Origin of the sequence: Streptomyces sp. NPDC002580 (assembly GCF_042889485.1) — a bacterium.
In the GTDB taxonomy this organism is placed as follows: Bacteria; Actinomycetota; Actinomycetes; order Streptomycetales; family Streptomycetaceae; genus Streptomyces.
In genome coordinates this window covers 735,179-754,082 of sequence record NZ_JBIAQZ010000002.1, presented here as the reverse complement: position 1 = coordinate 754,082, position 18,904 = coordinate 735,179, and the positions used below count along the sequence as shown (strand labels likewise).

Below are 18,904 nucleotides of genomic sequence, written 5' to 3'. Positions count from 1 at the left end.
CCGTACGGCGGCTCACTCGATGTCGAGCACCTCGTCCACGGGTCGCCGCGGTGTCGCGGGGCCCGAGGGGCCGTATCCGAGCCGGATGACCATCTGGACGAATCCCATCGCCGACCGCGGGTCACGTGCGGGCCAGCGGAGTTCGGGCCATTCCAGGGCCTGGGAGGTGAGGGAGGTGGCGAGTCCGTCGAGGGTGGCCTGGAGCAGCACGCGCTCCATGGCCTGTCCTGCCAGAAGCCAGTCCCTGGGCCGGTCACCGGTCGTGCCCAGAACGGCCAGTTGCGGTGTGTCCTCGAACGAGGCGGTCTCGCGGCCGGGCACGGGTCGCCGGCCGGCGAAGTCACGCACGGGGGTCGAGCCGTGATGCCTGAGCGGGCCGAAAGCGTAGTCCGGTACGCCGTCGCTCGCGGTCTCCACCGCTTCCGCGCCCACGCGGGTCCACCGCCTCAGTTCCTCGGTGGCGGTGTGATCACTCGCGTCACGTCCCTCGGCGTCGCGGACCAGATCCAGCAGCGTCTGTACATGCCACGCGTCGGGGAAGACCAGCTGGGCACCCTCCAGGAGAGCGGCGCCGCGCAGGGCGTCCTTGAGGGCCACGGGTACCTCCTCCTCCGTGAACGGGTGGCGGCTGGTACGGCGCCGGTGGATCGCCGGACGGAGCGGGGCGAGGTCGTTCCCGGGTGCCGCGGAGCCGGTCAGCCGTACTTCGGCGAGCAGCCGGGGGTCCGCCGGATCCGGCAGCAGCCGGACAGTGGGCTCCCACCCCGCGTGGGCGGCCGCGACACGCAGGTTGAACAGGGCGGCGGCGCAACTCAGGTGCAGCGCGCGGGTGGCGGGGTCGATACCCGGCATGGCGCGGTCGAGGTCCGCGTACAGCCGGAGCGTGCTGTCGCCGCGCAGGAAGCGGAACCTCCATGGCTGGGCGTTGTGCAGGGAGGGGGCGGCCGTGGCGTCTTCGACCAGGGCCGTCACAGACCTGACGTCGAGAGTTCGTACGGACACCTGACTCGCCTCTCTGTAGGGCCGACCGGTCATTCGCGAAAGGTCGATTCCTGTCTCTTTCACGGTTCCTGTCCCTTCCGCTCATGCGCCAGGGGGCCGGTGCGCGATCGAGGAACGTGCATCACCCGCCTCCTGGCGGGCACCCGATCGGCTCTTGCCGAGCGGCGGGCCATCGGCGCCGAGCAGGACGGTCAGGCGGCGCCGGTACTCGTCCTCGTCGATCTCACCGCGGGCGAAGCGCTCGGCGAGCAGCCGGTCGGGAGCGGGCCGGGGCCGGCCGGTCGTGACCTCGGTGTCGGACGGCCGGTCCAGGGCACGGACCAGCAGGACGCAGAAGGCGATGAGCGCGGCCCACAAGGCGATCATGGCGACCGGGACGCCGAGTCGGCCCCAGCCACTGGGATCACGGCCGTACCAGAACATCACGTCACCACATCCTCGTGGCTGCCTCCGCAGGCCTCACGCCCGTGGTCTCCGTGCTTTCACCTCCACTGTCCCTCGCCCCTCCCCGCCTGGCATGGGCCGAAGGGACCAATGCGCCACGTCGTTGGTCCCTGTCTCCGGAGGCTGTTCTCCGCTCCGCACGTGCCACCGGAGGGCCGCGCCCTCACCCAGGAGCCAGCCCGTACGCGGTTCCACGGAGCCGGTCGGGCCCCCGGCAGGGAGATCAAGCCCCTGCTGCCGCACGCGCCCGGCTCGGAGACTGGCGGTTCATCTCTCGAGGAGGTCCACACAGGCCGTCCGTCACCGTCGGCCTCGACGGCTCGTCCGAAAGCCTGGCAGCCGCGGACCGGGCCGCTCGTGAAGCGGCGCGGCGTGAGGCTCGCCTCCTCGATCTCGTACATGCCCGGGACGCGCTGCGCCCCGTGTACACGCCGTTCATCGGGGCGCCGACGCCGGGCGACGCGCTGGACGGCCGGGTCGCCGATCTCTTGCGTGAGGCGGAGTCCCGGCTTGCTGACCAGGTGGCCGCAGTGGCGGCCCCAGTGCGCGAATGCCCGGCTCCCGTTCGGAAGGTCCGGCTTGGTGGCTCGTCAGCTTGCTCGCGATATGGGCTCGTTCTTCAAAGACGGCGATTGCGCCCGGCCGTCTCGGTGTCTGCATTCGTAGTGCGTACACGATCCGTTTCCGCAATGGGCTGGGGAGGCAGAGCGAGGATGACGGCGTACTCCACGGGCGAGCATGTCGACAGCGCCATCAACGTCCACATCGTCCCCCGGACCGGGTCACGCGGGCTGATCACGGTGACGCCGATGGCGGTGGAGCGCTTCCTGGACGAGCTGGAGGCCGACGGCGTCGGCCGCGGGGCCACCAGGTCAGCATCTTCCGCATCCTGAAGACGATCCTGAAGGACGCCCACGACAAGGGGGCGATGGCGGAGGACCCGGTGAAGGGCGTGCAGGAACCGGAGTACATCCGTGAGAAGGCCGTCATCCCGACCCTCGCCTATCTCAAGCAGGCCCTGGCCGTCGCGGGCGAGGACCTGGCCCTGGAGATCGTGATGACGGCCGGGTGCGGACTGCGCAACGCCGAGGCCCGGCCCGTGAACATCAACAACCTCGTGGCCGACGACGTCTACCGGGTGCACGAACAGATCCATTCGAACACCCGTTGGCCGGCGAAGCTCAAGCACCGCAAGGCGGGGGAGTTCCGCGAGGTCCCGCTGCCCCGCTCGGTACGGGAGGCGATCGAACGCGATGAGGCGAAGCACGGCACCACGCGTCTTCGACGTCAGCCTGTGGGAAACAGCTTGATCCGTCGGGGAGGTCGGCAGGTTCTTCGTCTGTTGGTGGTGCAGGCAGAATATTCTGCTGACCAGCATGAATGATGGTCCGGAGCTTCGAACGCCGCGTATTGGTCCGCGTACGGCCCGGATCTTGGTAGCCACGGCGACGACGCAGGGAATTCCAGACAGAGGACTCAGACTTGGGTTCTCGGCGTCTCGTGCTGGAACCTCTAATCGAGTGGTCGGTCGAGTGGTCGATCGAGTGGCTCGTCGCGGAGAGCGTGTGGGCGGGGCCAGCGCATGGCGTGAGTGGTGCGAGGCGCTCGACCATCGGGAAGTTCGAAGGGTCCGTCGTGGGCAAGGCGGAGGATGCGGTGTTTCTCTTCGATGGATTTGCGATGTGCTCCGGCAATGATCAGCGGGCGCCTGGTGCGCCTTGTGGAACCCGTACGTCGAGCGGTTCCTCAGGCTCGTCCGCGACCGGATGAGGTGCTTGGGCCGAGCGTCGGACGGGGTGGTCCAGGTTGGCGGAGGCCTGGCTTCAGCCGCGCGGCGAGAGCCTTCGGCCGACGAGATCGTCACCTCTCTGTATCGCTGGCGGTGCTGCTGTCGGCGAGGGTCCGTGGGGTGAGGTAGACCTCGGGGAGACGCTTTTCTGCCTGGTCAAGATAGTTGTCGAGGGATGCCGGCCCCCGTCCGACGGTCTGCCGCTCGACGCGGGAGGGGGCTGGTGAGTGCCGTCGGGTGAGGAGCGTGGAGCGTGCGCCGCGACCGAACAGGCGAGGTTCACGGTCGGGGCAGTGCCCCTGTGGCAGTCGGTGGCCACGTTCGCCGTTGGCGCCGCTTACCGCGGCTGCTCCCCCAGGGGTGAGGGCGGCGGGGGCAAGAGAAGTGTTGCGATCGTTATCGTTCTGGAGCGGTTTGCTCTCGTGGCTGTATCAAGATGTCTTGGTGACCAGTCGTCCTAGTTGTCGCGCCCTGCGCTTTCTGTTTACCTCTGCAGCCCTCGTCGCCGTGCTGACGGGATGCGGCTTCATGGGCGGCAGCGGCGGCTCTGCGTCGAAGGGCGGCGAACGCTCGTTCACGGTGGCCGCGGCAGGTGACCTCCTGATCCATCCGCAGCTGATCGACCAGGCGAGAACGGATGCCAAGGAGACCGGCCTGGGTGCTGACGGTCTGGACTTCGGCCCGCTCATGGCCGGGATCGAGCCGGTGATCAGCAAGGCGGACCTGGCGATCTGCCACATGGAGCCGGTGATCGGCAAACCGAAAGGCCCCTTCGAAAGCTACCCCAACTTCCTCGTACCGCCGCAGATAGCCAAGACCGCCAAGGACATCGGCTACGACACCTGCTCGACCGCCTCCAACCACTCGATCGACCACGGATACGCGGGCGTGAAGCGGACGCTGGACACGCTGGACGCCGTGGGCCTCGAGCACACGGGCTCCTTCCGCACGGAGAAGGACGCGCTCACCCCGCTGATCATCGACGTCAAGGGTGTCAAGGTCGCGCAGATCTCCTTCGCCTTCGGCTTCAACGCCCATAGCCTGCCGAAGGGCAAGCGGTGGCTGGTCAACCGGAACGATCTGGGCAGGATCGAGACGGCCGAGAAGCGGGCCCGCGCGGCCGGTGCCGAGGTCGTCATCCTCTCCATCCACTGGGGTCGTGAGCACCATCCCAATCCCTCGACCCCGCAGCTCGAGTTCGCCCGGCAGCTGGCCCGGCAGACCGGGATCGACCTGGTCATCGGGCACCACGCGCACGTCGTGCAGCCGATGGAGAAGGTCGACGGCACCTGGATCGCGTACGGCCTCGGCAACCAGGTCGCGCGCCACGACGTGCCGACCGGGCTCACCGAGGAGGGTGTGATCGGCTGGTTCACCTTCACCGAGCGCGGCGGCGAGTGGGAGGTCGAGCCCCGTTACGTGCCAACCCTCGTGGAGATCCCGCCGGACCCCGAGATCGGGGCGGACGGCACCCCGGCCGGGTCGGCGAAGGGCCAGGTCGAGAATTACCGGCTGGTGGATGTTGCGGCCGAGCTCGGGCGCGACGACCTGAGCGACCTGGAGCGGTCCCGTCTCCGGCTGGCCTTCGAGCGGGTCGAGGGCACCATGCTCAACCGCGGCGCGGTGAAGGACGGACTGAAGCCCTTGACGGAACTGCCGGACTGAAGGCGTCCGGCACTGCGTCCCGTCCGGTCGCCGGACAGGGGCGGAACGGCCCTTCGGCGTCCGGAGCAGGTGAAGGCCTCACCCGGAACTGGAAATGACCAAGCGTGCGAATGCATGCCCTCTTTCAGCGGAGTGTCGTTCGGACCGCTTTGAATCCGTGCGGCTTCCTGCCGCCTCCACCGGTCCGGCGTAAATGGGATAACTGATTCCGATTCCGTAAACCGATATCGCATCCGCATCCACTCATACGTGGGTCGCCCCCGCATTCGTTCGTCCGTACAACCGCTTGAGAGGACCGGTCCGTTGGCGTCATCGCCCCCGGTGCGGCAGCACCGTGCCCGCCGTAGAGCTGACATGTCGTTGCTTGGCGGCATACGACCGCCGATAGCGGTCCTGTCGGCTCTGCTCCTCTCCCTCGCGGCTGTCACGGCGCTCGTGCTCGGTCCGGCCGGCGACGCCACGCTGCCCAAGGCCGTCCAGACCTCGCAGCAGCACTTCGCGGAGGACGGCGCGATCGCCCTGCGCGCCTCCATCGACGAGTCGGTGACCGACCTCGACCGCTCCGCCGGCCTGTTCAGTGCGGGTGCGCCCGTGTCCGGCGACACCGTCCTCGACAAACTGGGCAATACCTACCAAAAATGGATGGGTACGGCGGTCATCGAGATCCGATCGGGCAAGCTCGTCGCCACCCGCGGCGAGACCGTTCCGCTGACCTCCCTCGACCGGTCCAAGCTCGGTGACGAGGGCGGCCTCGCGCCCCGCATGGTGCGCCTGGAGAACGGTGAGGTCCGGCTGCTGTCCTTCGCGCTGCTGTCCTGGCCGGGCAGGCCCCAGCTGCTTCTCGTCGCCTCCAACAGCCTCAAGTTCCCCGGTATCAGCCTCGGCCAGTTCCGCTCCATCGCGGTCGTCGACCGCTCCGGGGCGATCCTCAGCAGCGACGGCATCCCCGAGCCCGAACAGGTCCTCACCAACCTCCAGCGCAAGGAGGTGGCCGCCTCCAACAAGCAGCTCAAGTCCTTCGCGAAGACGGCGACGGCCAAGGCCGGGAACCACCCGCTCAGCACGAAGGCGCCCGGCTCCGGCGGCTACTTGGGCGTGAGCGGCAGCCTGCTCGGCGGCACCTGGCTCAGCGACCGGTCCGTCGCCGGATACGCCACGCTCGCCCCGACGGAGCCCGGCGAGACCACCACCGCGACCGCTCTCGGTCTCACCGTGGTCGCCATGGTGAAGGTCGCCGAGGACCCCACCCGTTCCACCTCACCCGTATTCGGGCTGGTCGCCGCCGGCGCCCTGCTGATCATCGGCGGCCTCGCCGTCGCCGTACTGCTCGGCACGGTTCAGCGGCCGCTCATCCGGCTCTTCCTGGAGTCGCGCCGCCTCACCCGGGGTGACCTGACGCGCCCGGTGAGCGTCCCCGGCTACGGCGAGGCCCGCCGGATCGGCGCGGCCCTGGAACGACTGCGCAACCAGCTGCTCGGCGAGCCGGCGGAGCAGGGCGATCCCTCCGTCCGGCCGCGCGGCCCGCGTCGCATCGGCAGCCGTGGGCTCCTGGCCGTCTGCGCCGTCCTGCTGCTCGCCTGGTCGGCCCCGCTGCTGCTCCTCCTCAACCGCGCCGACGCCACCGTCGTCGTACCGCAGCAGCTCGTGAACGACCAGCGCGAGCGCACCGACACGCTCACCGACCGGGTGCGCCGCGCCCTCAACGAGGGTGAGGCCGACCTCCAGTCCGTGGCCACCCTGATCGGCGACCGCACCACCCCCGCCGACATGACGAAGGTGCTGGACCGCACCTTCAACCAGCACCTGCGCTACCAGTCGCTCTACGTCGTCGACGCTTCCGGCGACGTGGTCGCCGGGGTCGGGGACACCCCCCACGAGGCCCGGCCCAGGCCGGCCACCGCCGACCCCATCCAGCTCCTCGGCCAGGGCGGCAAGAAGCCGCTCGTCGTCGGGACCGCCGAGATCCCCGGACGCAATGGATCGGCACTGGTGGGCGAGTTCCGGATCGACTTCCTCAACTCGGTCCTCAAGCGGCCCGGCCTCGGTGTCGTGCGCCTCGTCGACGACCACGGCAGGGTCATCGCGGGCAACACCGGCTACCTCGCCTTCCAGTCGCTGCCCGACGACCGTCTCAAGGACCTGGCCCTCGCGTCCGGGCAGCGGGTCGGAAAGTCTGCGCACGCCGCAGGCGTCCTCTACCGCGAGAACGGCGTGCAGATCGCCGCCGCGGCCCCCTTCGTGGGAGGCGGCCCGGCCAAGCAGCTCGGCTGGACCGTCGTCAGCTGGCAGCCCGCGGACCGGCTCGCCATTCCCGAGTACGACGTGCAGCACCGCACGGTGCTCGCCGGACTGCTGGGCGCCGCGGCAGCCGCCGCCTGTCTCGGCTGGATGCACATCGTGGTGGCCCGGCCGCTGCGCGCCCTGGCCGGGCAGGCCGAGACGCTGGCCCACGGGGACCGCAAGACCGTCCTGTTCCCGCGCAACCACGACGAGGTCGGCGCGGTCACCCGCTCCCTGGAACTCGTCCGCCAGCAGCTCCAGGAACAGCGCAGACAGCAGCCGTCCACGCGCCGGAGCGCACCGGACACCGCTCACCAGCAGTACGTAAGGAACTGATCGGCCGTGCTCTTCCTCTACACCGTCCTGATGGTGTGCTGCGCGATCCTGCTGGTGGCGGGCATCGTCGAACAGCGGCGGCACTTCACCAACCTGGACAACATTCCCACCCGTGTGCTGGTCAACGGCATCCGCGGCAAGTCGTCCATCACCCGGCTCTGTGCGGGCGCGCTGCGCGGCGGCGGGCTGACCACGGTCGCCAAGACCACCGGTACGGCGGCCCGGTTCATCCACCCCGACGCGACCGAGGAGCCGGTCTACCGCAAGTTCGGCATCGCCAACGTCGTCGAGCAGATCGGTATCGTCCGGCGCGCGGCCGCGTACAACCCGCACGCCCTGGTCATCGAATGCATGGCCGTCATGCCGGCCCTCCAGGAGATCAACCAGTCCAAACTGATCCGCTCCACGATCGGCGTCCTGTGCAACGTCCGCGAGGACCACCTCGCCGAGATGGGCCCCACCCTCGACGACGTGGCCCGCTCACTCTCCCGCTCCATGCCGGAGGGCGGCATCTGCGTCACCGCGGAGAAGGAACGATTCGACATCCTCCAGGCGGAGGCCGACTCCCGTGACTGCGAGCTGATCTACGCCGACCCGGAGACCGTCACCGACGAGGAGCTGCGCGGCTTCAGCTGGTTCACGTTCAAGGAGAACGTGGCGATCGCGCTCAAAGTCGCCGAGCTCCTCGGCGTGGAGCGCCGAACAGCCCTGCAGGGCATGTACGACGCGCCGCCGGACCCCGGTGTCCTGTCCGTGGAACGGTACGTCACCGAGGACGGCAAGAAGCTCCGCTTCGCCAACGTCTTCGCGGCCAACGACCCCGAGTCGACGCTGATGAACATCAACCAGCTCCTCGACCTCGGCGCGATCCACCGCCCCCTCAACGTCGTCATCAACTGCCGCCCCGACCGTGTCGAGCGCAACGGCCAGATGGGCGAGATCATCCCCGAACTGGATCCCGACAAGGTCTTCGTGATCGGCCACCCGGCCAAGAGCGCCATCGACGCCATCCCCGCCGAGTACCGCAACCGTGCAGTCGACCTCGGCGGCGACCGCCGCGACCCCGAGGAATTCATGGGCCTGCTGCTCGCGGAGCTCGACACGGACACCTCGCTGGTGGCCATCGGCAACATCCACGGCCAGGGCGAGCACCTGCTGGAGCACCTCGCCGAACTCCCCGCGGACGACAGCGAGGACGACGCGTACGTGCCCGGCAGCGACGCCCGCAGCGCCGGGGACACGGCGGCCGACGAGCCGCGGCCGGCGACCGCCGTGCGCGAGCACGCCGAGACCATGCAGCTGTACGTCCCACGGATCGACCCTTATCTGGGGTACTCGGAGGCGTACGAGACGCGGTACGCGCCCCGGACCGCCGCCGTTCCCGCGCAGCGCACCGGGCACGATCCGTACCCTGAGCAGGACGGTCGACGGCGGACGCTTCCCGAGTACCCTCAGCAGTCCCGCCGACAGCAGTGGGACCAGCCGCGGCAGCCGGACATGAGCAACCGGCACGAGCAGCCGACCCGGAGCGTGCCACCGAAGCAGGCCCGTCATCGCGGCTTGCCGGAGCAGGCGCATCAGCCCGAACCGGCCCGTGACCCCTGGCCGGATCTGCTGCAGGAACGTGCCGAAGCGCGCCCGCAGCCCCTCGGATTCGGTGAACAGCCCAGCCCCCGCAGTCTGTTCGAACCCTTCGCACAGCCCCCACATCCCGCCGATGACCCCGAGCAGTGGCACAGCCCAGGAGAGCCCCGTTGATCCCCTCCGTCCTCACCCCCGAGATCGCCGCGATCGGCATCGGCCTGGGTCTGATGTTCTCGCTCATGTGCTACCTCACGACCAACCTCTCGCCCGGCGGCATGATCACCCCGGGCTGGCTGGCGCTGACCCTCATAGAGGACCTCCAGCGCGCCGCGCTCGTCGTCGGCGTCACCGTTCTGACGTACGTCACCACGCTGCTGCTCCAGCGTTTCGTGATCCTCTACGGCAAGCGGCTGTTCGCTGCCGTCGTGCTCAGCGGCGTCCTGATCCAGGCCACCGTGATCATCGTGCTCCAGATGGAGTTCCCGCTGCTCTACGCCAACCAGACCCTGGGCTTCATCGTCCCCGGTCTCGTCGGCTACCAGCTCGTGCGTCAGCCCAAGGGCGCCACGCTGCTGTCGACCGGCACGGTCACGCTCGCCACCTACGTCGTGCTGACCGCCGGAATCCTCCTCGGCGCCATGCCCTCCGCCTGAGCCGCCCGCCCTCCCCGCAATCCTTGGAGCCGTCACCATGCCGAAGCGCAAAGGCCGTCCCGCCCTCCACGCTGCCACGGTCATCGCGCTGCTCGCGGGCAGCGCGTACTTCACCTTCGAACTCCGCAAGGACGAGGAGGCGAAGGTCCCGGCTGTGCAGGCCGTCACCGACAGGCCCGACCTCGAGAACTCGGGCAAGGCCACCGGCAAGCAGACCTGGGAGCGCCTGAACAACCCGACGCGCTCCGTGCTGCGCGGCGAGAAGGGCGACATCCTTGCCACCTTCACGGACGGAGCCCGCACCGCGACCCTCCGAGGCCCTTCCCGCACCTTCACCGAGCCGGCCAACACCAAGACACGGGTGATGACTCAGGACTGGGTGCGCCTGATGCCGGAGCCCTGGCGCAAGGGTGCCGAGAAGGAGAAGTGGTTCAAGGACTGGTTCAAGGAGTACTACGGCAGCGAGGCCGACGACGTCTTCGCCATCGCCTTCCAGTACGTCGACGGCGCACCCGTGAAGAAGGACGACGAGGGCGTTCCGTACGCGGGCGACGCGGTCTTCGGCCCGTTCAAGGAGGACGGCGTCGACCGCCTCGAACAAAACGACTTCTACGACTACCTGGGAATCAACTACACCTTCCGCGACGGCACCACCATGATGACTCGCGAGGAGCGCTACCGCGCCCTGGACTGCTCCGGCTTCATGCGGATGGTCTGGGGTTACCGGACCCGCTATCCACTGATGGCGACGAACACTTCCGGTGACGGACTCCCGCGCAGCGCCGACGGCATGGCCCGCTCGAAGGACGGCGTCGACATCCTGAAGCTCTCGGGTCCGGCCCCCTGGTACACGCGTCCCCGGAACATCGACGTGATCCAGCCCGGGGACCTCCTTTTCTTCAAGATGGACCACCGCACCGGAAAGCACCTCGACCACGTCGCCATGTACCTGGGAGTGGACAGCGACGGCCACCGCGTCTTCATCTCCAGCCGCAAGGAGGTCAACGGACCGACCATGGGCGACAAGGGCGGCGCCTCCCGCATCGACGGGAACGGCTTCTACGCAGGTCTCCTGCGCAGCGCCAAGCGCCTGTGAACGTCTGGGCTTGACTCCGGAGCGGACCGCGTAGCGGGCCTTCCAGCCGGAGGTCCGCTGCTCGGTGCGGACGCGGGTTGCAGGTCGCTGAGTTCTCGTGGCGGAAGCCCGCGGTCCGGGCGCTGTCGGTGGTGGTGCAGCGGGTGCGGGCCGGGCAGGGGCGGTACTGGCTCTTGGTGAACCCGGGCCGTCCTTCGGCTTCCACTGGTTGGCGCCGGCGGGGCTCTGGGTCAGCTCCCACTCGTCTACGGGCAGAGGTCGAATCGGCACTGGGTGGGCCGCGTGCTGCTGATCCTCAACTCGCCTGACGAGACGTCAGACAAGTCGGCGTCCACTCGGTGTCAGTCCCGCATGGTCCTTCGTGCACGACCGAGTCGGTGGCCCTGGAGCAGCCTGGTCGGCGCAGAGATGCACAGGCGGGAAGTCCGGCCGCAGCAGCACACGATGTTCCTGGAAGTCTTCGAGTCCAAGGCGTGCCGATGTACAGTGTGGGACGCCTTTGACCTGCAGAAAGCAGGCAGGGAGCCGTCTTCCAGGAGTCCAAAGTGCTGCGTACCATGTTCAAATCCAAGATCCACCGTGCCACCGTCACCCAGGCCGACCTGCACTACGTCGGGTCCGTGACCATCGACGCCGATCTCTTGGACGCCGCCGATCTGCTGCCCGGTGAGCTCGTCCACATCGTCGACATCGCCAACGGTGCCCGCCTGGAGACGTACGTCATCGAGGGGGAGCGCGGGTCGGGGGTCATCGGGATCAACGGAGCCGCGGCCCACCTCGTGCATCCCGGTGACCTGGTGATCATCATCAGTTACGCTCAGGTGACCGATGCCGAGGCGCGCGCTCTGAAGCCCGCCGTCGTACACGTGGACGGCGACAACCGGATCGTGTCCCTCGGTGCGGACCCGTCCGAGCCGGTACCGGGCTCGGACCAGCAGCGCAGCCCGCAGGCCGTCTCCACCGTCTGAGTCGCGGAGCGGCGGCTTCGCAGGATCCCTGGACCTAGGACCCGAGGAGTGCCCTTGAGTGACATCGAGATCCGCGACGACAGGCCGGCCGGCCGCCTCGAGGCGTTCGCCGGCGGCCAAGTGGTCGGACACATCGAGTACTTCGTCCTGGAGGAGCCCGCGCGCGCCCTTGTGCCCGTGCACACCATCGTGGAGCCCGAGCACGAGGGGCAGGGCATCGCCGGCTCCCTCGCCCGTGAGCTGTACGTCATGGCCGCGCGCGAGGGTGTCGTGGTCGCGCCGCTCTGCCCGTACGTCGTCAAGTGGGCGGAGCGGCATCCCGCGGAGGCTCCGGTGGCCGACCCGGAGCTGCTGACCGCCGCGGTGGAGTGGCTCAAGGCGCATCCGGGACGCTTCTGATGTCCGGAGCGTCCCGGATGCCTCCGTCCAGACCGAACCCGACCCCGCCCGGACGGCATCCGTCCCCGCCCGGATCACACGTGAGTCCCTCCGGACCACAGTTTTCCCCCTCCGGACCGCTCGCGCTGCTGCACACCTCGCCCGTGCACGTCCCCGTCTTCGACGCCCTGCGCGACGAGGCCCACCAGGGACTGGAACTGCGGCACTCGGTCGACGAGGAGCTGTTGGCCAGGGCCCGGCACGAAGGGCCCGAAGCGGTGGCCGACGCGGTGCGGGCGCTGTTGGACCGGGCCGTCGCCGACGGTGCGCGGGTCGTCCTCTGCACCTGTTCGACCATCGGCGCGGTCGCGGAGCGCACCGACGTCGGGGTGCCCGTGCTCCGCGTGGACCGCCCGATGGCGGCCGCGGCGGTGGCCACGGGCCTGCGGATCGTCGTCCTCGCCACGGTCGCGAGCACCCTGGAACCCACGGTCGCCCTGGTCGAGGAGGAGGCCCGCCGCGCAGGTCGTCGCGTCCACGTCCGGACGGCGCTCGTCGACGGCGCGTGGGCGCTGTTCGAGGCGGGCGACGCGGACGGCTGCGCCCGCGCGGTGGCCGACGCCGCCGACGCGGTCGGCGGTGCCGACGTGATCGTCCTCGCCCAGGCGTCCATGACGGCCGCCCAGCTGCTCACGACCACCTCGGTACCGGTCCTGTCGAGCCCGCGTCCGGGACTCGCCGCCGCGGCCGAGGCGGTCCGCTCGGTGCGGGCTGCCTCGTAGCCCACCAGCCGTGCGCGCCCCACGCTCGGCAGCCGCTGAGCCGCTGAGCCGCTGAGCCGCTGAGCCGCTGGCAACCCGCTGGTCCTGAGCCGCGTACCAGGCTCAGGACCAGCGGGTTGCCCCGCCTCGGGGCGCTTCAGCCGGGTGCGCGGCGAACCCCGTGCGCCGCCGGATTTCCGAGCGGGCGCATCCCGGGTGACCCACCTGGTCGGCGTCCCTCGCACGACGGGGTGAGTGGGCGTGGCCTTGCCGGGTACGCGTGGGACAAGTCCAGAGCCGACGTACCGACTGGCTGGAGGACCGCCATGACGCAGCCGTACCCCGACCCGGTGAAGCCGGGTCCCACCCCCGGGCCGAGTCCCGACCGTCCGGGCCCCTTCCCGGATCCCACGCCGAAGCCCGGCGGGCCCGATCCCGTCCCGGGGCCGAACCCGGATCCCGTGCCCGTGCCGGATCCCGTCCCGTCCCCCTCCCCGGTCCCGAAACCGCCGGGCCCCGATCCGGTACCGGAGCCCCAGCCCCAGCCAGGGCCCCTGACCTGAGGAGGGTCCAGCCCGGTGCGCGGGAGACCGGGGCTCACACGCTCCGCCGGAGGAACATTCGGATCGCCGCACCGTGCGCGTGTTCACGAACGCCCGCACGGCGCGGCCTTCGCGCGCCTCCCGCGGGGGCAACCGGATGCGGAGGAGGCAACTGGCCCCGGAGACGGGCGAGATCAGCGATCAGCCGTTCATTACACTCTCTCGATGAACAACGTACGGTGCACCCAGTGCGGGGTCGTGGGACTGGAGCCGGGCTTCGTCGAGGACTCGGGACAGGGCTCCCGCGGGTTCGCGCGGTGGATCGAAGGCGCCCTTGAGCGAGGCCCGCTGGGTGGTGCCAAGCGGATGGGCCGGCCGCACTGGCAGATAGACGCCTTCCGCTGCCCCAACTGCGGACACCTGGAACTGTTCGCCCGCCAGCGGGACTAGGTTCACCCACCCCGGCACCCCCGTGGGACCAGGTTCACCCAGGCACCCGATTCCCCTCTCCCCGTACAGACCGGAGCCGCCACGATCCCGGCTCCGCGAGCGCGACGGCTCCGGGAACGGGAAGGCGACGGCCTCGGCAACGGGAGAGACCCGGCGCGAGCGGCGCGGCCCTACGCCTCGACCTCCGACCGGTCGCCGCCCCACAGCGTGTGGAACGACCCCTCGCGGTCCGTCCTGCGGTACGTGTGCGCCCCGAAGAAGTCCCGCTGGCCCTGGGTGAGGGCGGCCGGCAGGCGCTCGGCGCGCAGGGCGTCGTAGTAGGCGAGGGCCGCCGAGAAGCCGGGGGTGGGCACGCCCTGGAGGGTCGCGGCGACGAGGACCTCGCGCCAGCTGTCCTGGGCCGCCGCGATCTCCTGGGCGAACGTCTCGTCCGACAGCAGGCTCGGCAGGTCGGGGCGGGCGTCGTAGGCGGCCCGGATGCGGTCGAGGAAGGCCGCCCGGATGATGCAGCCGCCGCGCCAGATCGAGGCGACGGACCCGAGGTCGATGTTCCAGTCGTACTCGTCGCTGCCCGCGATGATCTCGTGGAAGCCCTGCGTGTACGAGACGATCTTCGACGCGTACAGCGCCTGCTCCACCCGGTCCGCGAAGGCCCCGGCCTCGGACGCCTCGAGCTGCCGCGCCTTCGGACCGGCGAGAGCGCGCGAGGCGGCGCGCAGGTCGGCGTGCCCGGACAGGGAGCGGGCGAACACCGCCTCGGCGATACCGGACACCGGAACGCCCAGGTCCAGCGCGATCTGCACGGTCCAGCGGCCCGTGCCCTTCTGCTCGGCCCGGTCCTGCACCACGTCCACGAACGGCTTGCCCGTGGCCGCGTCCACGTGCGACAGCACCTCGGCGGTGATCTCGATCAGGTACGAGTCGAGCCGGCCGGTGTTCCAGGTGCGGAAGATGTCCGCGATCTGCGCGGGGGAGTACCCGGCGACATCGCGGAGCAGCTGGTACGCCTCGCCGATGAGCTGCATGTCGGCGTACTCGATGCCGTTGTGGACCATCTTCACGAAGTGCCCGGCGCCGTCGGGACCCACGTGCGTGACACACGGCGACCCGTCCGCGGCCTTCGCGGAGATCTTCTCCAGCATCGGGCCGAGCGAGGCGTACGACTCGACCGAACCGCCCGGCATGATGCTCGGCCCGTGCAGCGCGCCCTCCTCGCCGCCGGAGACACCCGCGCCGACGAAGTGGATGCCCTGCTCGCGCAGCGCGCGCTCACGGCGCCGGGTGTCCGCGAAGTGCGCGTTGCCCCCGTCGATGATCATGTCGCCGGGCTCCAGGAGCGGGGCGAACTCCTGGATCACCGCGTCCGTCGGCTCGCCCGCCTTCACCATGATCACCAGGCGGCGGGGCCGCTCCAGCGCCGCGACGAACTCCTTCGCGGTCTCGGCCGCCACGAACGTGCCTTCGTCGCCGAACTCCTCCACCAGCGCGTTCGTCTTGGCCACCGTGCGGTTGTGCACGGCGACCGCGTAACCGTTGCGCGCGAAGTTGCGGGCGAGGTTGCGTCCCATGACCGCGAGACCCGTGACGCCGATCTGGGCTGAAGTGCTCATTCGGATGGCTCCTAGGAAGTCCGGTAAGAGGTCCGGCGGCCGACAGGGGCGGAAGGCCTCGTCATCGGTGACGCCGGTCGTGCTCGTCCGTGCTGTTCGCCAGTATTGCCCCAAGCCATCCTGGCGCGTCGGAGGTGCCCGCGCAGCAGACCGCCCCGGCGTCGCGAGGGCGGATTTCGGCCAGGGCGTGGGACGTCGGCTGCCCGTTGACGGCGGTTCGGGCGTCCGGACCCGCGGGCGCGCTCCCGCCGAGTCGGACCCGGCGATCGTCCCCGTGGTCGCGCGGAGCCGTCGTCGGCGGACACCCGAATCCGGTGCCGACAGGCCACGGAGCGGCGGGGCGAGCGGGGCGCGGCCCTCGTTCCAGGGCCGTCCCGGTCACCCACCGTAGGGAGCGGGTCCGGTTCGGCGGTGCGTCGACGGCGGGCCGGGAGTGACCTGCCGTGCGGTCAACCGCCTTTTCGGAGCGACCGATTGCCCCCTTGTCCTGTCCTGTTCCCGGCGCTTACTTTTGCCGCTCCTGACGCATGTCTAGGGGGCTCCCTCATGGCCGTACGCGGTCGGCACCGCCGGTATCAGCCGAACAGGATCAATCGCGCCTCACTCACCGTCACGGCGGGCAGCGCCGGTATCGCGCTCCCGCTCGTCGGAACCGGAGTCGCCCACGCGGCCGATGTCGGCACCTGGAACAAGGTGGCCGCCTGTGAGTCCAGCGGCGATTGGAGCATCAACACCGGCAACGGCTACTACGGCGGGCTGCAGTTCACCCAGTCCACCTGGGAGGCGTACGGCGGCAGGGCCTACGCGAGCCGCGCGGACCGGGCCACGAAGGACCAGCAGATCGCCGTGGCCGAGAAGGTGCTCAAGGGACAGGGGCCCGGCGCCTGGCCGGTCTGCTCGGTCCGCGGCGGGCTGACCAGGGGCGGCGCCGCCCCCGACATCAGTCCGGCGGGGACCGCGCCGCAGTCGGCGAAGCAGCGCTCGGTGCGCGACGTGAAGCCGGACACCACACCGCAGTCGCGGGCCGGGACCGCCGAGATGTACACCGTCGTGCGCGGTGACACGCTGTCCGGCATCGCCGGCTCCCGGCACGTCGAGGGCGGCTGGCAGGGGCTGTACAGCGCGAACCGGACTACCGTCGGCTCCGACCCGGACCTGATCCTGCCGGGTCAGCGGCTGGACCTGCGCGGCCGGGCGCAGGCACCCGCCCCCACGCGGGACGCGCCGCCGAAGGCGCCCGCGAAGACCCCCTCGAAGGCGCCCGCGAAGGCCCCCGCCAGGACACCGGCCAAGAAGACCTCGACCGGCCCGGCGACTTCGCACACGACCACCCCGGACAGGACCGCCGGGAAGACGCACTCCGTCGTGGCCCCGGTGACGGCGGCGACCGGCACGCCCTACCGCGCCGCGGGCTCCTCCTGGTCCAAGGGCTACCACACGGGGGTCGACTTCCCCGTGCCCACCGGCACCTCCGTCGAGGCGGTCGCGGCCGGTCAGGTGGTCAGCTCGGGCTGGGGCGGATCGTTCGGCTACCAGGTCGTGATCCGGCACGCCGACGGCCGCTACACGCAGTACGCGCACCTCTCCGCGATCTCCGTGAAGGCGGGGCGGAGCGTCGTGGGCGGCCAGCGCATCGGCCGCTCCGGGTCGACGGGCAACAGCACGGGCCCGCATCTGCACTTCGAGGTGCGGACGGGGCCCGGCTTCGGTTCGGACATCGACCCGGTGGCGTACCTCCGGGCGCGCGGCGTCAGGATTTGACTCGGGTGCGGTGGTGGTTGACGAACGGCATCGGCACGTAGGGCACACCGAGCATCGCGGTCAGCCGGGGCAGCTCGTCCACCACCGCCGCGTCCTGCGGGGCGACGACCTCCAGCGTGGGTACGGAGGCCTTGGGCGGCCCCGGCACGAAGACGCTTCCCGCACCGGCCGGAGCCGTCATGAACACACCTCCGACGGCGGGCTGCGGAGCCGGCGGGAACACGCTCTCGCCGCCCGGCCGCGGGGCCGTCGGCGACTCGCCCGGGAAACCCGGCCGTGACGCCGACACGGGCCCCTCGACGCTGCCGACGGGCTTGGGCAGCCCGGCCAGCAGTTCCTCCACGGCCGCCTCGGCCCCGGAGGCCGTGAGGGCGCCGAGACCCGCGACGGCCGGTTCGGGAAGCGGGAGGACCGGTTCGGGAAGGCTCGGGGCCGAGACGGCCGACACGGCGGAGACGGCCGATCCCGATCCCGATCCCGCCCACACCGGGACCGGAGTCGGTCCGTCGGCCGGACGGCGGGCGTCACCGGGCTCCAGGGCGTCCGTGCCCACGACCACGCCCGCGTCCGTCTCCACGGCGACTTCCGCCGCCGCGCCGGCGTCCGGCGCGTCCGCGAGTTCCGCGGGAGCGGTCGTCGTCCGGTCGCCGCTGCCGATGCGCTCGATGGTGAGCAGGATCAGACCGCCCGCCGCCACGACGCCGCAGCCCAGGGCGAGCGCCGTGCCGGTCGTGCCGTGGCGGAACGTCTCACCGAACATCGTGATGCCGACCGCGGCCGCCACGACGGGGTTCACGACCGTCAGGGTGGCCAGCGGAGCCTCCAGGCCGGCGCCCCGGTAGGAGGCCTGCGAGAGCAGCATGCCGGCCGTCGCGAAGACCCCGATGGCACCGAGGCTCGACAGGTTGGCGAGCGAGACGTGCTGGGACCAGTCCACCGCGACGGACTTGGTGAACACGGAGGACATGCTGAAGGCGATGCCCGCCGCGACCGCCAGCAGCACACTGCGCACGGCCGGGTGCCGGTGCGCCGCCCGCCCCGCCACCATGAGGGCGGCGACCGCACCGCCCGCCACCACTCCCAGAGCCAGGCGCTGCGCGCCGCTCAGGGACTGCGTGTCGGACGCGCCGACCAGGGCCAGCAGGCCGGCGAGACCCACCGTGGCCATGATCGCGCCGCGCCAGGCGGTCGCCCCGGCCCTGCGGCCGACGAAGAGGGCCGCCATGGGAAGGGCGAAGACGATCGTGAGCGCGCCGAGCGGTTGTACGAGGCTCAGCGGGCCGAAGGCGAGGGCGACCACGTGCAGCAGTCCGCCCAGGCCGGTCAGTGCGACGGCGCCCCACCAGCCCGGCCTGCGCAGCGGCGCGTAGGTCTGGCCGGGAGAGGTCAGCGCGACCTGCTCCTGAATGATCGCGCCGCCCGCATACGCGACGGCCGAGACGAACGAGAGCACTACGGACAAAGCGAGGGCACTCATGAGTCCCTCCTCTGCGTACGGCGCGGGGCAGCGGCCCGGCGCGACGAACGGTCGGCTTCCATGCAAACAACGATGCCCCGCGAATTAGTTCTCGTCGTCGTCCCTGAG

General features: G+C 70.6%; 16 protein-coding genes. 12 read left to right on the top strand and 4 right to left on the bottom strand.

The genetic code is table 11. The features are described from left to right. Nucleotides 1-12: 12 nt before the first annotated feature. Together ACFYW7_RS09735 and ACFYW7_RS09730 are read right to left on the bottom strand one after the other, a co-directional pair. Nucleotides 13-1,002, bottom strand: a complete 990-nt coding sequence (locus tag ACFYW7_RS09735) for an Acg family FMN-binding oxidoreductase (protein WP_389499903.1) — start codon at nt 1,000-1,002, stop codon at nt 13-15. A gap of 81 nt (nt 1,003-1,083) precedes the next feature. Further along, nucleotides 1,084-1,425 carry an SHOCT domain-containing protein gene (locus tag ACFYW7_RS09730; RefSeq protein ID WP_389500416.1) on the bottom strand — a complete coding sequence of 114 codons (342 nt, stop codon included), beginning with the start codon at nt 1,423-1,425 and terminating at the stop codon, nt 1,084-1,086. Nucleotides 1,426-2,159: 734 nt separating this feature from the next. On the opposite strand from ACFYW7_RS09730, the gene ACFYW7_RS09725 reads away from it, so the two are divergent. From ACFYW7_RS09725 to ACFYW7_RS09675, 11 genes are all read left to right on the top strand, one after another. After that, on the top strand, nt 2,160-2,339 hold the full coding sequence (locus ACFYW7_RS09725) for a hypothetical protein (RefSeq protein ID WP_389499901.1): 180 nt from the start codon (nt 2,160-2,162) through the stop codon (nt 2,337-2,339). A 35-nt stretch (nt 2,340-2,374) separates the two neighbouring features. Beyond that, the gene (locus ACFYW7_RS09720; RefSeq protein ID WP_389499900.1) at nt 2,375-2,830 is read left to right on the top strand and encodes a hypothetical protein; all 456 of its coding nucleotides are present in this window, start codon (nt 2,375-2,377) and stop codon (nt 2,828-2,830) included. An 849-nt stretch (nt 2,831-3,679) separates the two neighbouring features. Continuing rightward, nucleotides 3,680-4,900, top strand: a complete 1,221-nt coding sequence (locus ACFYW7_RS09715; RefSeq protein ID WP_389499898.1) for a CapA family protein — start codon at nt 3,680-3,682, stop codon at nt 4,898-4,900. A gap of 354 nt (nt 4,901-5,254) precedes the next feature. Next, complete coding sequence (locus ACFYW7_RS09710) at nt 5,255-7,516, top strand: HAMP domain-containing protein (RefSeq protein WP_389499896.1); 2,262 nt, start codon at nt 5,255-5,257, stop codon at nt 7,514-7,516. 6 nt (nt 7,517-7,522) lie between these two features. Next, a complete protein-coding gene (gene pgsB / locus ACFYW7_RS09705; RefSeq protein WP_389499895.1) occupies nt 7,523-9,274 on the top strand; it encodes a poly-gamma-glutamate synthase PgsB in 1,752 nt (583 codons plus the stop codon). After that, complete coding sequence (locus tag ACFYW7_RS09700) at nt 9,271-9,753, top strand: poly-gamma-glutamate biosynthesis protein PgsC/CapC (RefSeq protein ID WP_389499893.1); 483 nt, start codon at nt 9,271-9,273, stop codon at nt 9,751-9,753. Before pgsB ends, ACFYW7_RS09700 begins: the two co-directional genes overlap by 4 nt. A 37-nt stretch (nt 9,754-9,790) precedes the next feature. Further along, nucleotides 9,791-10,849, top strand: a complete 1,059-nt coding sequence (locus ACFYW7_RS09695) for an NlpC/P60 family protein (RefSeq protein ID WP_389499891.1) — start codon at nt 9,791-9,793, stop codon at nt 10,847-10,849. A 545-nt stretch (nt 10,850-11,394) separates the two neighbouring features. Beyond that, nucleotides 11,395-11,817, top strand: coding sequence for an aspartate 1-decarboxylase (gene panD, locus ACFYW7_RS09690; protein ID WP_389499889.1), 423 nt, complete (start codon nt 11,395-11,397; stop codon nt 11,815-11,817). A gap of 54 nt (nt 11,818-11,871) precedes the next feature. Then, the gene (locus ACFYW7_RS09685) at nt 11,872-12,216 is read left to right on the top strand and encodes a GNAT family N-acetyltransferase (protein ID WP_389499888.1); all 345 of its coding nucleotides are present in this window, start codon (nt 11,872-11,874) and stop codon (nt 12,214-12,216) included. An 80-nt stretch (nt 12,217-12,296) separates the two neighbouring features. Further along, a complete protein-coding gene (locus tag ACFYW7_RS09680; protein WP_389499887.1) occupies nt 12,297-12,977 on the top strand; it encodes an aspartate/glutamate racemase family protein in 681 nt (226 codons plus the stop codon). Between the two features lie 746 nt (nt 12,978-13,723). Continuing rightward, complete coding sequence (locus ACFYW7_RS09675) at nt 13,724-13,948, top strand: hypothetical protein (protein WP_389499886.1); 225 nt, start codon at nt 13,724-13,726, stop codon at nt 13,946-13,948. A 170-nt stretch (nt 13,949-14,118) separates the two neighbouring features. Here the strand turns inward: ACFYW7_RS09675 and gndA are convergent, their stop codons facing one another. Beyond that, entirely contained in the window at nt 14,119-15,558 is a 1,440-nt protein-coding gene (gene gndA / locus ACFYW7_RS09670; RefSeq protein WP_389499884.1) for an NADP-dependent phosphogluconate dehydrogenase, read from the bottom strand. 546 nt (nt 15,559-16,104) lie between these two features. Here gndA and ACFYW7_RS09665 point away from each other — a divergent pair. Next, complete coding sequence (locus ACFYW7_RS09665) at nt 16,105-17,319, top strand: transglycosylase family protein (RefSeq protein WP_389499883.1); 1,215 nt, start codon at nt 16,105-16,107, stop codon at nt 17,317-17,319. On the opposite strand, the gene ACFYW7_RS09660 is transcribed toward ACFYW7_RS09665, so the two are convergent. Continuing rightward, nucleotides 17,309-18,796, bottom strand: a complete 1,488-nt coding sequence (locus ACFYW7_RS09660) for a DMT family transporter (protein ID WP_389499882.1) — start codon at nt 18,794-18,796, stop codon at nt 17,309-17,311. The two genes, ACFYW7_RS09665 and ACFYW7_RS09660, sit on opposite strands and share 11 nt — an antisense overlap. Between the last annotated feature and the right edge of the window lie 108 nt (nt 18,797-18,904).